Here is a 14,005-nt window from a genome sequence, read left to right as displayed (position 1 = left end):
TGAGGCTGTCCGGGCAACCGGGCTTCTTACATAATGAAGCCAAGTATGGCATACGTAATAGAGACAGGCTTTACAGCGGAGGTGAAATCATGCCCGAAAAGCAGCAGAAGCACCAGACGTTAGTGATTCTTCATACGAATGACTTGCACAGTCATTTCGAACAGATGCCCAAAATTGCGACCTGCTTCAAAGAGCTCCGGCGCCGCCATGAAGGGGATGAGATCCTGACGCTGGATATCGGCGATCATCTGGACCGGATGAGGCTCGAAACCGAAGGGACGGGCGGCGCCGCCAATATCGAAATCATGAATGCAACGGGATACGAGGCGATGGTTCCGGGCAATAACGAAGGCTTGACATACGCTCCGGATGCGCTTCGGAGTCTTTTTGAAACGAAAGCGGAATTTCCCGTTATCGGAAGCAACATTCTTGATGCGGACACGGGGAAGGTTCCGGCTTGGATGGTTCCGTACCATATCGTACGCAAAGGGGACATCACCGTAGGTTTAATCGGGCTGACGGCGGCTTTTACGGATTATTACGAGCTGCTCGGCTGGGATGTGCAGGAGCCGGTTAAAGCTGCTGCCTACTGGGTGGAGAAGCTGCGGCCGCAGGTCGACATCGTGGTCGTCCTGTCCCACCTCGGACTCCGTTACGATGAACGGATGGCGGCGGAAATCGAAGGCATTGACGTCATCCTCGGCGCCCACACTCACCATCTGCTGGAAACGCCGCTGCACATCCGCAGCACGCTGGTCTGCGCCGCAGGCAAATACGGCCAGTATGCGGGAGAGGTGGAGATCGCCTACAATGTGCGGGAGCGGCGCATCGAGCGGCTTGCGGGCCGCGTTCACGACGTATCCGGCTGCGAGGACGACGCGGAGATCGCGGAAATTCTCGCCCGCAATGCGGAGCTGGGCCGGCGCTCCCTCGATATCCCGGTAACGGATCTCGCGGAGCCGCTGGAGCTTGACTGGTACGGCGAGTCTCCGCTTGGCAACCTGCTCGCGTCGGGTCTGCGCCGCTGGATGAACGCGGAGATCGGGCTCGTCAACGCCGGCCAGCTGCTGCGCGGGCTTGCGAGAGGGCCCGTCACGCTCGGACGCCTCTTGGCCGTCTGTCCCGGCCCGATCAACCCGTGCCGGGTCAAGCTGACCGGCGGCCGGCTGCTGCAGGCGCTGGAGGAATCCCTCCTGCCGGAATTCCAGAGCAAGCCGATCCGGGGTTTCGGCTTCCGGGGAGAAGTGCTGGGCATCCTGTGCCTGGACGGCTTGACCGTCCGTTACGATCCGGAAGGGAAGCCTTTGCGCAAAATCCGGGAAGTGCTCGTGAACGGCGAAGCGCTGGACCCGGAGCGGTCGTATACGGTCGGTATGATCGACATGTTTACGTTCGGAGTCGGCTACTTATCCTTGCACGAAGCAACGGATGTGGAGTACCTGCTTCCCGAGCTGCTGAGGGATATTCTGGGCGAGGAGCTTCAGCATCCCGAGCGTTTTCAAGAGGCTTTCGAGTCCCGCTGGCAGTTGGAAGGCATTTGACCGTTACCGAAGGTTAACTTGTCTTGACCCTTTCATCCGGGTAAAATGTATAGTTGCGGGGATCTGTCCGTGCCCGGCACAGGTCCCCAGCTGTTATTATTAGGAGAGAGACCATGTTCAGTTTATGGATTGCCGCGATTATCGGGATTGTGGAAGGATTAACCGAGTTTTTGCCGGTTTCCTCAACCGGACACATGATTTTGACACAATCTCTGCTTGGAATCAGCGACGATGAACCGCTCATGAAGACGTTCACGATCGTGATCCAGCTTGGAGCCATTCTTGCCGTCGTGATCGTGTATTGGAAGCGGATCCTGCGTATTCTCGGAATCAACCGGGAGCCGGTAGCGGTTAAAGCGGGAGCTTCCCGGTTAAATGTCCTTCACATTCTGCTGGGAATAGTCCCGGCGATGGGGATCGCGTTTCTGTTCGACGATTTGATCGAGACGTATTTGTTTTCTCCGAAAACCGTAGTCGTGTCCCTGATCCTGGGCGGGATTCTGATGATCATCGCCGAGAAGAAGATGGACCGGACAAGAGGGCCGGTCGTTGAGGACATGGACGGTATTTCGTATCGTCAGGCTTTTACCATCGGCCTCTACCAGTGTCTATCCGTCCTGATTCCGGGATTTTCGCGCTCCGGAGCGACGATGGCCGGCGGTATGCTTCACGGTGTGACCCGTAAAGCGGGTGCCGATTTTACGTTCATTATGGCGGTTCCGATCATGTTTGCCGCCAGCGGATATTCCCTGCTCAAGAGCTACAAAAACTTTACGTCGGACGACATCCTGTTTTTCGCAGTGGGCTTTATCGTTTCCTTTATTGTCGCGCTGCTGGCCATTGTGACGTTTATCCGTTTCGTACAGCGCATGAAACTGACTTATTTCTCTTACTACCGCTTTGCACTGGCCGCTATTTTCATCGTTTATCTGTGGCTAACTTAGGCTTTTCCGGGTTTTCGCCCATACGTTTGGACAACCGGAGAGATAGTTTTTACAAAATTGGATGGAACATGTAAATAAACCTCCTGGAACCGCGTCGAAAAAACGCGGTTTTTGTATTGCTCTTTCCAAAAATATCTTATACAGTAAGGGTATAAAGAGAGGAATATACAGATCGCGGGGTTTGGAGAATATGCGGCTTTTACCCATCAGCCAATGCCAGCCGGGCATGAGACTGGGCAGACATATTTACAACGAGCAGGGAGCGGTATTGCTTGCGGAAAATGTCGAATTAACGCAATCGCTGCTGGAGCGGTTGAAAACATACGGAATCGATTATTTATATATCCAGGATGCGCTGACGGAGGATATCGTTCCGGACGATCTGGTCTCGGAGGAGACCAAGCTCAGGCTGTTCACGGAAATCCGTTCCACCTTTCGCAAGCTGATGAACGAACCGGGACGGAGAACACTGGCGAATTACCAACATTTCGGCAAATCGTTCAGGCAGCAGATGGACCACGTGATCGATGATTTATCCCGTCATAAAGACGCCATGATTATGCTGGGCGATATTCAGATTAAAGACCACTACTTATATCAGCACTCGCTTAACGTCTGTTTATACACCACCATGCTTGGCATGAGCCATGGGTACGAAAGGGATGAATTAATGACGCTGGGCCTCGGGGCTCTTCTTCACGATATCGGCAAAACGCAAATCCCGGAAGAGATTCTGTCGAAGCCCTCCAAGCTGTCCGAACCGGAATGGTCCGAGATGGAGAAACATACGGTGTACGGATATCAAATGCTCAAGAATGAGCCGAACATCCCTTTGCTTTCCGCTCACTGCGCGTTTCAGCATCATGAACGGATCAACGGCAGCGGGTACCCGCGAGGCATTAAAGACGAGGAGATTCATCCCTATGCGAAATGGATCGCGATGGTCGACTCCTACGATGCGATGACGACACAGAGGGTTTACCGCAAGGCGATGCTTCCCCACGAGGCGCTGGAAGTCATTATGGGCGGAGCGGGCACCTTGTACGATAAGGAAATGCTAAACTTGTTCCGGGATAAAGTGGCCATTTACCCGCTCGGCGTCACCGTAGCGCTCAATACCGGCGAAATCGCTGTCGTGGTCGACCTCAATGCTTCCGCTCCCCAGCGGCCCGTTGTCCGTGTGATCAAGAACGAAGCGCGCGAGTTGATCGCCTCCCCGTATGAGATCGATTTGTCCAAAAAATTGACGATCATGATTACGGAAGTCCATCCCCTGTAAGCGATGCTGTCAAGAGAGCGTGACAAAGTGCCGTTCTGTTTTTAAAATAGCCCGTTGTAAGCCGAAAGTCGACGGAGGGTTCCGTTCGGCTTTTTTTGCGTTTCTTTCTCAAAGGCTGATATAAAATGGAAATCCCCGAACCATACTAAAAGAAGCGATTACGGAAATTCCGCTTATACGGAAGAATTCCGGTTGCCGCAAGAGGTCCGGGAGGAATCGGAATGAACGGAATGAACGGTATGCAGCCAAGTGCGAAGTCGGAACTATTCATGCAGTGGGGATACGCCATGTACCGGTACCGCAAGCGAGTACTGGCGGTCTGGATCGTATTATTTGCCGGGGCCGCGATTTTGGCGGGTCAAGTACCGGCGCTTCTGAAAGACGACGGGTTTACGCCGAAAGGCAGTGAATCCGATAAGGGGTTTCACTTGCTGCAGGAGAAGCTGGGCGTTCCGCCTTCTTCGCTGCAGCTCGTGTATGACGGGGACGGCAAAGATTTGACGACGGAAAAAGTCAAGGCTTCCATTGCAAAATCGCTGGAGCCTTTGAAGTCCTTGCCTTATGTAGATACGTGGGCGTTTGTCGAAAGCCCTAGAAAAGAATCGGCCCGGGCAGCCGAAATCCAGGCGGTTAACGTGGCACTCAAGCTGGAAGTGGAGAAAGTACTGGAAAAATACGGCGAGATTCAGGCTCGTCTGACTCCGCCTCCGGGGATGAACGTGTACATGGGCGGAGCGCCGGCTCTGCTGGCCGATATGCAGAAAGCGAGCAAGAACGATATCGCCAAAGCGGAAATGATCGGCCTGCCGATTGCGCTGATCGTGCTCCTGATCATTTTCGGCACATTAACGGCAGCTCTGCTGCCCCTTATCGTCGGTGTGGCCAGCTTGACTGCGACACTGGGGATTACCTACTTTATTGCGCGACAGGTCGCGCTGTCCAACTTCCTACCGAATATGGTGACGATGCTCGGGCTCGCGGTTGGAATCGACTACGCTTTGTTTATGGTCAGCCGGTTCCGGGAAGAGCTGAGAGCCGGCAGGGAGATTCCGGACGCCGTTGCGGTGACCTGCAGGATGGCGGGACGAAGCATCTTCTTCTCGGGAATAGCCGTACTCATCGGGTTGTGCGGCATGCTGTTCGTGGATCTTTCGTTCTTCCGCTCCCTTTGTCTGGGAGGCATTCTCGTGGTGACGATCTCGGTCCTGGCTGCCAACACTCTCCTGCCGGCGCTGCTGGGGATGCTCGGCAGACACGTGAATTCCTTGCGGGTCCTGCCGAAAGCGTGGTCGGAGAGAGGGACGACACGGCGCTTCTGGGAGCGGACCGCCTACTTTGTCATGCGCCATCCCGTCGTTCTGGCCCTCGTGCTGACGGCGGCGCTGACGGCCATGATGCTGCCCATACGCGGCATGCAGCTCAGCACGCCGAGCGGAGACGTCCTGCCGCCGCAGTATGGCGCGCGGCAAGCCGGTGACTTGGCCGGGGAGGCGTTCGACGAGCGGGAGTTGAACCCGCTGCAGGTCCTTGCCACGGCCCCGGAGGGCACGTGGGGCGCCGCATCCGTCGGCCGTCTGAGGGCCTACATCGCCTCGGTGAAGGCAACCGGGGGAGTGAAAGGCGTCCGCAGCGTGCTGGACGGCTTCCCGGGCCTCAGCGACGAGCAGGCGGCTTCGGTGCTGAGCGAGCCTTCCCTGTCTTCTCCGGGCGCTGGGAAGACAGGGAAGGCTCAGGACAGCGTGCTGATCCGCGTCGTCCCGGAAAGCGACCCCGACGACCGGGCGACCGACGCTCTGGTGCGGAGCCTCCGCGGGCTGGACCGGCAGGGGCTGGACGTTCATATGACGGGCGGCCCCGCGTACCGGCTGGATATGCTGGACCGGATTCAAGACAAGCTGCCGGTGGTAATTATGTTTGTCTTGGGAGTGACTTTTATCGTCCTCCTGCTGGCGTTCCGCTCGCTGCTTCTCCCGCTTAAAGCGGTCTTGATGAACGTATTAAGCCTAGGGGCAAGTATCGGAGCCGTGGTGCTCGTTTTTCAGCATGGTTTCCTGGCCGAACTGATGAGGGTAACCTCGACCGGTTACGTGAGCGCTACTGTGCCCATCGTTATTTTCTGCGTTGTATTCGGCATTTCGATGGACTATGAGGTGTTTCTCATTTCGCGGATCGCGGAAGAGTACGACCGGACCGGAGACAACGAGCGCAGTACGGCCGAAGGGATGATGAAAACCGGCTCGCTTATCACAAGCGCCGCTTTCATTCTTATCGTCGTGGTCGGCACGTTTATTTTTACCGATATCGAGATTATGAAGGCACTCGGCCTGGGACTTGCGCTCGCTGTCCTCATTGATGCGACTGTCGTCCGCCTCCTGCTCGTTCCGGCTTTGATGAAGCTGCTGGGCAGGCTGAACTGGTGGGCGCCGGGCTGGCTGCGTCCCCACGGACCGAGGGAGGGAAGCGATCCGTTACTGTAACGGAGATTATTTCATTTTTCATTGGCATCGGGTACAATAGAGGGCATACGTTTGCGCAAAGAGGCGTATATTCCAGGGGGATCGGGAAATCACCCCAATTTAGGTACCGGATGTGAAGAAGAAATGAATGAACGAACAGCTGTCCCGGCTTTAATGAAACTTTCGCCCTCCTACGACCCGTGGGATCCGATACGTTCGCTCCAGCAGTACGGCCGTCACACGTTAACCAGCGTGGAATTCACGGTCTCGAATTTGTGTAACATGCGCTGCGAGCATTGTGCGGTGGGCGATACGCTTGTCATGAAAGAAGGGCCGAAGCTTGCCCTGGATCATGCGCTACGCAGGCTGGAAGAAATCCAGCACCTGGAAACGATCAGCATTACGGGCGGAGAGCCCATGTTCTCCGAGAAAACCGTAAAGGAATATATTGTCCCTCTGCTGCGGTACGCACGCGAAAGAGGAGTCCGTTCGCAAATCAACTCCAATCTTACTATGGAGCTGGAAAGGTACGAGTGGATTGCCCCTTATCTGGATGTGATGCACATTTCCTTTAATTACACGTGCGCGGAAGATTTTCACGAAGTAGGTTTTGTCCGTTCGGGACGGCCTGTCGGAATGCAAGCCGCTTCCAAAATGTACGACCGCATGCTGGATAATTCCGTGGCGCTCAGCAAGGGCGGGATGTTTATTTCGGCGGAATCCATGCTGAACACCCGGACGAGCGAGAAAATAGTTCCTATACATAAAATCATTGAAGAAATCGGATGCCAGAGGCATGAGGTTCATCCCATGTATCCGAGTTCTTTTGCATCCAATCTGCCGATCCTTACTTTGGATCAGCTGAGGGATACGATTCACCGCCTGCTCGACGGACGCAATCCGGAGATGTGGATGCTGCTCGGAACACTTCCTTTCTACGCGTGCAACAGCTCAGAGGAAGACCGGAAGCTGCTGAGCCGGCTGCGCAGCGAACCGAACTTGACGGTCCGCAACGATCCGGACGGGCGCAACCGTCTCAACGTCAACATGTTTACTGGCGACGTTTACGTAACCGATTTTGCCGACGTCCCGGCTTTGGGCAATCTGCACGAGGATAAGCTGGAGACCGTTTTTGATCGGTGGCTGAACCATCCGCTGAGCCGCACGGTCGATTGCCATTGTCCCGCCGTTTCCTGCTGCGGTCCCAACCTGCTGGTGGCGAATTCTTATTACTCCGGTGAGGATTTCACACGGCGTCAGGCCATTCTGACGTAATTTAGCAGCAAAGGAGACTGAGAACCATTGGGGAGTTTTGAATGGGATAAAATTTTTCTGAATATGTCACTGGTCTTATTGCTGGTACTGCTCAACGGGTTCTTCGTCGCCGCCGAGTTCGCGCTCGTGAAAGTGCGTCAATCGAAACTGCAGCAGCTCGTGAATGAAGGGAACAAGAAAGCGAAATTCGCTTTTGCCGTCACGAAGAAACTGGACGCTTACTTGTCCGCCACCCAGCTCGGGATTACGCTGGCGTCCCTCGGACTCGGTTGGGTCGGGGAAAGCGCGATTGCGAAACTCATTATCGAACCGCTTTTCCAAGTTCTCAACTGGCATTCGACTTTCCTGTCGGGGACGATTTCGCTGGTTTTATCTTTCTCTATTGTGACGTTTCTTCACATCGTGCTGGGGGAACTTGCGCCCAAATCGCTGGCGATCCAGAAACCCGATGCGATTTCTTTGTGGACCTCGGCCCCGCTGATGTATTTCTATAAAATTTTTCTTCCCGCTATCTGGGTTCTCAACGGAGCGGCACGGCTGCTTCTTAAAATGTTCGGCGTCAAGCCGGCCAATGAACACGATGCCGCGCATACGGAGGAAGAAATCCGCATATTGATGAATCAGAGCGCCAAAAGCGGACACATCGACCGCGACGAAATGCTTCTGTTCGATAATATTTTCGAATTCTCCGATCGTATCGCCCGCGAGGTAATGCTGCCCCGCACGGACATGGACTGCCTGTTCATCGACCAGCCTTACGACGAAATTTTGCAGCATATCTACGAGACCAAGCACACGCGCTACCCGGTAGCCTTGGGGGACAAGGACCAGATTATCGGCTTTGTCCACATTACCGATCTGCTGACCGCGGACGCAACGGTTCAGGTCGAGCTGCAGCAGTTCGTGCGGCCGATTCTCAGCGTACCGGAATCCATGGAGATCAGCCAGGTGCTCAAGCTTATGCAAAAAAAGCATTCCCAGCTTGCCATCGTAGTGGACGAGTACGGCGGAACGGCGGGGATGCTGGCGCTCGAAGACATCATGGAGGAAATCGTCGGCGAGCTTCATGACGAATTCGATGAGGATGAGAGACCGAGCATCGAAGTTAAAGGAAATATCACTTCCGTCGAAGGACGGACACTGATTGAAGATTTAAACGTGCTGCTTCATCTCGAAATTGAGGATGAGGAAGTCGACACGATCGGCGGCTGGGTATTCAAGACGCTTGAAGGCTCCCCGATTAAAGGGAAAAAAGTGGTCTTCGGCGGACACACGTTTGAAGTCGCCGAGGTGGACCGGCTTCGTATTACCCGTGTCAACATCACGAAGAACGAAAGCGAAATGCCCAAAGATCCTGCAGCCGGACTGGAGGAATAAAGGGGGAATTCTTTCACGTGTCGTGGAAAACCCTGCTTATACTGGCTTTCGGGCTTCTGCTGCTGTACGGTCTCTTCACCGTGGGAATGCCGTTTCTGCTGGCGATCGTGACCGCAATGCTGCTGGAGCCCGTGGTGACAACGGGAATGCGGCTGCTTAAACTGCGCAGGTTTGCAGCCGTTTCTCTTGTCAGCACCCTGTTTACGCTGCTTACCCTGGGCCTTTTTTCCATGATCGGGGTCAAAGTCGTAACGGAATTTATGAATTTCTGGGGCAAAATCCCCGTTTATCTGGAGGAAACCGGCATTTATGTGGAGGATGCGGCCGCAAAGGCGAGACTTATGTACGAGTCCCTTTTCCCGGGCGATAACTCCCAAATGCAAGTCTGGCTGCAGAACGGACTGGCTTCCGCCGCCCAAGCGCTGGAACGTTTTATCCTGCTTTTGTCCGACTCGTTTCTGGGAGCGGCCGCGGCCATCCCGAATCTTCTGATTTTGTTCATCGTCTACTTATTCTCCCTCTATCTCTTCTCCTACTCGCTGCCCGTATTGAAGCAATCCTTCCTGAATATGTTCGATGACCGTTCCCGTGAAAAAGTCGAAAAACTGATCCTTTCCCTCCGTCAGGCTTTGTTCGGATTTATGTATGCCCAAGTGATGATGTCGATGCTCACTTATGTGCTTACCTTGATTGGCCTTTTGTTTATCCGGACGGACTATCCGCTTGCGATTGCCCTGCTTGTCATGTTTATGGAATTCGTGCCGGTAATCGGAACGGGACTTGTCTTTCTGCCGTGGGCGATTTACAGGCTGCTGCTTGGCGATCCGGGCATGGCTATGCAGATCATGCTGCTGTTTATCGTCATCACGCTGGCCCGCCGTGTCATCGAGCCGAAAATCCTTAGCAACTCGGTCGGGATTAGCGCGCTTGCGGCCATGGTTTCCTTATACATCGGCTTCGAGCTGATGGGCGTGGCCGGCATGTTCCTGGGACCGCTGCTTGTCATTCTCTTTCAAACGATGCGGCAGGTCGGACTGCTGCAATTTAAGATTAACCTGGATTAGAAGGTCTATTTGGTGTACAAAAGCCTGTCGCCCCGAGCTTGCGCTCCGGTCGACAGGCTTTTTTGGGGGATGACGGTTCGTAGAGATCAACGAACCATCCGAAGCGTCTGAAGCATCCGTACCTTCTGAAGTATCCGTACCGTCTGAAGCATCCGAACCATCCGAACCCCCGAACCATCTGAACCATCTGAACCATCTGAACCAACCGAACCATCCCTGGCGAAGCTTTGACGAAATACGGAAACCACCTATGATCAGTCCGGCGCCTGATCGCGTTCCGCCGTGACGTCGAACTCACGGACCATGACCCACTCGGTCTGGACCGCGTTGCTTTTCAGCCGGACAAAGTGAGCGCGGAAGGGGGCGGCGGGAGTGAAATCAATCTCCCGCTGCTCCGTGAATTCCGTAAGCTTCGTCCAACTGAGGCCGTTCAGCGAAGCTTCCAGAGAAGCGCTGCGGATAACGTCGCCTGCCTGCGGAGCTGCCGGATCGGGATGGCCCAGGCTGATGCGGATGCGGCGCACTTGTGCCGTCTGCCCGAGATTTACGCCCACGTAATCCCCGGATTGCGGAGCTCTTCCGCTCCAGAAATACGTATCCGCCCTGCCGTCGGTCATGTTCGCAAGCACGTTGCTCTCCCAGGCCGGAAGTGTGCTGATCGGATCGGTGAACCCGCGGTCCTCACGCCACCGGACATACATCTCGTAGGCTGACGAGACCCGCTGCAGGAAAGGCTCCATAACTCCGTCGGCCGAAACTTTTTTGTTGGGAACCGGGTAGGTTCCTTTTTCGACTGAAATGGTTACACGCCCGTCACGGATGTCCACTTTAGCGCCGACTATCGTCATGCTTTTCAGCCATTCTCTGTCTTGGCCCGAATGAAGGCTGAGTACATAGCCGTCGGCGGGAATGATCGAATTGTTGCCGCCTTCCCGGACGATGCGCCCGTTCACGACCGTCACCTCGTAGCCCCACTCGTTTGTCCCGGTCCTTGCCCCATACACCGGTGTATACCGGATTAGCTCGGATTCACCCCGCTCGCGATTTTCGCCGTCGATACGGCGCGAGCCAGTTCTCGGTTCCGCCACCTCGATGTCGACGGTATCCTGCGTGAGAACGGCGGCGTAGGCGGAGTACCGGGCATCGGCCTCTTCACCGCTATCCCGCATCATCGCCAGGAGCAGGGAGACGGCGAATTCTCCGGCTTTTCCGTAAAAGCCGATTTTTTTCAGCCAGTCCGCCGTTTCCCTCACGAAATCGGGATTGTGCTTTTGAGCCAATCGTGAGGCTGCTCTGCGCATAGAGCCTAAGTAAGCGGTCAAACGAGCGGCGGCTTTCTCCGGTGCGCCCTTCTCGAAATCTTCCCAAAAAGCCGCAAAAAGATCTGTGAGTTTCGGAGATTCACCGGTATGGACAGCGGAAGACAAATGGTTCTCCGCCAAAATCCGCAGCTCCTTATGCAAGGGGCCTCCGAATTTCTTAAGCGATCTCTCCCACGATTCCCAAGGCCGGTAAGCTTCCGGCTTCCAGGCATACTCGGCCGCCGTGAACAACGCGATCAAAGAAGCTTGCAAATGCTCCATCGGATTGGACAAGTAACCGAATTGGCCGTGTTTGTGCAGATCGGGGTCGCGGCCCTCAAGAGGCCCGAGAAACAGCTTTTCCCGCACATAATCCGTTACCGGATAGTTATCCCACAAGAGCATATCGTGATTGAACACCTTGTGAATCCGCTCGGCTTCCCCGGAGGTGATAACCGCCGGAGCGATGCCGATCCCCGTCCAGCAGACGAGAATGCCCGGATCTACCAATTCGGCGAAACGTTTCCGGTACGGACTGGAGCCGTCCTGGTAATATTCCGTCGGCGCCGTAATGAGCCTGGAGGCACCGGGATGCGCTTGCACGAACTCGCGGTTGAACCGGTTCAGCAAATAAGCCTGCGCGGCCGCAGCAGGGCTCTCGTCCCCGCCGAACTTCTGTACATCGTCCGCGCAATTCGGGTTCTGGAAAATATCATCCATAAGCAGAGAGAAATGGCGGACTCCGAGCGTCCACATCTGGCTCGCTTTGGCAGCCAGCTTTTGAAATTCCTCGTTCGACGAGAAACAAATATCGAGCCCGGGCGAGAGCGCGTAAACGAAGCGGACACCGGCTTTTTCGGCCGCATCCACATACCTGCGGATATGGCGGAGCTCTTCCTCCGGGTAAGGTTCCCGCCAGCGCCCGCGCAGGTACGGATCGTCTTTGGGGGCGTATAGGTACGTGTTCATTTTATGATCGCCGAGGAAAGCGATCAGATTGACCCGGTCGTCCGGAGACCACGGACCGCCGTAGAACCCCTCCACAACGCCCCTTACGGGGAACGCGGGGAAGTCCCGGATCGTGACTGCCGGCACGTTAGCCGTCATCGGGCCTTTATGAATGAGCTGCTTGAGCGTGCGGACGGCATAGAGGGTGCCGGTATGATCCGCGCCCGCCAGCACGATCATGCTGCCGCCGTGTTTGCTGCGCCGCGCCGCAAGGGTGTAGCCTTCCTCGGGAATTCCGAGGGGGTCGCCGCCGCGCCGGCACCGGAATTCCTGCTGTACGGCGGGATCGGCCGGCAGCTTGCCGATATAGACGGCCAGAGGCATTTTGGCGGCGGAATGCCAGTCCTTGCACGGAACGACGCGCTTGACGCCGGCTCCGATAAGCAGACTCCTCAGCTCCAGCAGAGCTTCGGGGGACGTACCCGTGCCTGCCAATATCCCGGCAGTTGGATGCAAAGGGACGGTGTATCCGCTGTATTCCACCTCCTGCGGAGGCGGGGTCAGAAGGGGAGCTTTCAGATGATGTGTCATGCCATCTCACTCCTTTAAGGGGAAAAAGCTTCCCCGGATCGTCTCTCTTTCTATCATAGGATATTCATAGAGACGGTAGAGATGACAATCTTGCGGATTATTCCGCTTTTATTTTGTAAATCTGGGCGGGTGCCCATACCGCTCCTGGGCGGATGCCATATGGTATTGCAGAGCCACACCATTACCGGTTACAAGGAGGAAGCGCATTGAATCCTGAAGTTCGCATGTACCATCCTTTCGTGGGACCGTTCGATCCCTGCCCGCCGAAGCTCGTCAAAACGTATGTAACTCCGCCGAACCTGTTCATCAAGTTCCAGCCCATGTGCCTGCCGCAGTTTAGCCCTTACGAGGCTTTGAGGCTGGGTACCCTTTGGCCGGAGCTGTACAGCAGCTACGAACCCAAGTGTTAGTCCGGTCTGTAAGCGAAAGAGAGGGGAACGACAACCGTATGCATAAACAACTGGATGAAAATTATTACCGGCTTCTGCACGACCTGCAGGCGGCCGATTTCGTACTGGTCGAACTGACCTTGTATCTGGACACCCATCCCGAAGATGTCCATGCTCTGCAGCAGTTCAACGAATTTTCCCAAAAACGGAGGCAAATCGCGCTGGAATACGAGTGTTTGTACGGACCGCTTCTGCAATACGGGCAAAATGCGCTGCCGCAGCAGACTTGGGAATGGGCCGAAGCTCCTTGGCCTTGGCAGGTGTGACATGTGTAGAGGAAACTGTATGAACGGACTGGACGGAAAAACAAGCACAGCTGTGCTTAAGGAGACGGGGGATTCCGATGTGGATTTACGAGAAAAAATTGCAGTATCCGGTTCGTGTAAGCAAATGCGATCCGCACATGGCCAAACTTCTGATCGAGCAGTACGGGGGTGCGGACGGGGAACTTGCTGCCGCGCTGCGTTACTTGAACCAGCGGTACACCATTCCGGACAAAGTGATCGGGGTATTAAATGACATCGGGACCGAGGAATTCGCTCACCTTGAGATGATTGCCACAATGGTTTATAAGCTCACAAAAGACGCTACCCCCGACCAGCTGAAAGCCGCGGGCCTGGGCGAATATTACGTCAACCACGATTCGGCTTTGTTTTACCAAAATGCGGCCGGCGTACCGTGGACGGCAGCTTACATTCAAGCCAAAGGCGATCCTATTATTTATTGAGGCAAAACAAATGGCTTCCACACAATACTCACCAATTCACCTTCAGTCACGGT

10 protein-coding genes and 1 pseudogene are annotated in these 14,005 nt (G+C 55.2%); 10 read left to right on the top strand and 1 reads right to left on the bottom strand.

Going from position 1 to position 14,005, the window contains the following annotated elements; all coding sequences use genetic code 11:
- Positions 1–89 precede the first annotated feature (89 nt).
- The 7 genes from KVT34_RS13815 (at position 90) to ytvI (ending at position 9,936) form a co-directional block, all read left to right on the top strand.
- Complete coding sequence (locus KVT34_RS13815) at positions 90–1,541, top strand: bifunctional metallophosphatase/5'-nucleotidase (protein WP_217559327.1); 1,452 nt, start codon at positions 90–92, stop codon at positions 1,539–1,541.
- A 113-nt stretch (positions 1,542–1,654) separates the two neighbouring features.
- Entirely contained in the window at positions 1,655–2,485 is an 831-nt protein-coding gene (locus KVT34_RS13810) for an undecaprenyl-diphosphate phosphatase (protein ID WP_217559326.1), read from the top strand.
- A gap of 190 nt (positions 2,486–2,675) precedes the next feature.
- On the top strand, positions 2,676–3,764 hold the full coding sequence (locus KVT34_RS13805) for an HD-GYP domain-containing protein (protein ID WP_217559325.1): 1,089 nt from the start codon (positions 2,676–2,678) through the stop codon (positions 3,762–3,764).
- Positions 3,765–3,985: 221 nt separating this feature from the next.
- Positions 3,986–6,241 (top strand): MMPL family transporter, encoded by a 2,256-nt coding sequence (locus KVT34_RS13800; protein WP_254634860.1) that lies wholly within the window; start codon positions 3,986–3,988, stop codon positions 6,239–6,241.
- Positions 6,242–6,364: 123 nt separating this feature from the next.
- On the top strand, positions 6,365–7,495 hold the full coding sequence (yfkAB, locus tag KVT34_RS13795) for a radical SAM/CxCxxxxC motif protein YfkAB (RefSeq protein WP_254634859.1): 1,131 nt from the start codon (positions 6,365–6,367) through the stop codon (positions 7,493–7,495).
- A gap of 63 nt (positions 7,496–7,558) precedes the next feature.
- A complete protein-coding gene (locus tag KVT34_RS13790; protein ID WP_217559747.1) occupies positions 7,559–8,872 on the top strand; it encodes a hemolysin family protein in 1,314 nt (437 codons plus the stop codon).
- 17 nt (positions 8,873–8,889) lie between these two features.
- On the top strand, positions 8,890–9,936 hold the full coding sequence (ytvI, locus tag KVT34_RS13785) for a sporulation integral membrane protein YtvI (protein WP_217559323.1): 1,047 nt from the start codon (positions 8,890–8,892) through the stop codon (positions 9,934–9,936).
- A 254-nt stretch (positions 9,937–10,190) separates the two neighbouring features.
- Here the strand turns inward: ytvI and KVT34_RS13780 are convergent, their stop codons facing one another.
- The gene (locus tag KVT34_RS13780; RefSeq protein ID WP_217559321.1) at positions 10,191–12,776 is read right to left on the bottom strand and encodes a glycoside hydrolase family 84 protein; all 2,586 of its coding nucleotides are present in this window, start codon (positions 12,774–12,776) and stop codon (positions 10,191–10,193) included.
- A gap of 224 nt (positions 12,777–13,000) precedes the next feature.
- Here KVT34_RS13780 and KVT34_RS13775 point away from each other — a divergent pair, with 224 nt between their 5' ends.
- The 3 genes and pseudogenes from KVT34_RS13775 to KVT34_RS13765 form a co-directional block, all read left to right on the top strand.
- Positions 13,001–13,186: a spore coat associated protein CotJA gene (locus KVT34_RS13775; RefSeq protein ID WP_170318682.1), complete on the top strand. Its 186-nt coding sequence runs from the start codon at positions 13,001–13,003 to the stop codon at positions 13,184–13,186.
- Positions 13,187–13,224: 38 nt separating this feature from the next.
- Positions 13,225–13,491 (top strand): spore coat protein CotJB, encoded by a 267-nt coding sequence (locus KVT34_RS13770; RefSeq protein WP_217559319.1) that lies wholly within the window; start codon positions 13,225–13,227, stop codon positions 13,489–13,491.
- Between the two features lie 77 nt (positions 13,492–13,568).
- Positions 13,569–13,943: pseudogene (locus tag KVT34_RS13765) on the top strand (manganese catalase family protein); the annotation flags it as partial.
- Between the last annotated feature and the right edge of the window lie 62 nt (positions 13,944–14,005).

Origin of the sequence: Paenibacillus sp. GbtcB18 (assembly GCF_019091125.1) — a bacterium.
Taxonomy (GTDB): domain Bacteria; phylum Bacillota; class Bacilli; order Paenibacillales; family NBRC-103111; genus Paenibacillus_F; species Paenibacillus_F chitinolyticus.
Note: the sequence above shows the minus strand (reverse complement) of the source record. Positions and strands in the feature narration are given on the sequence as shown.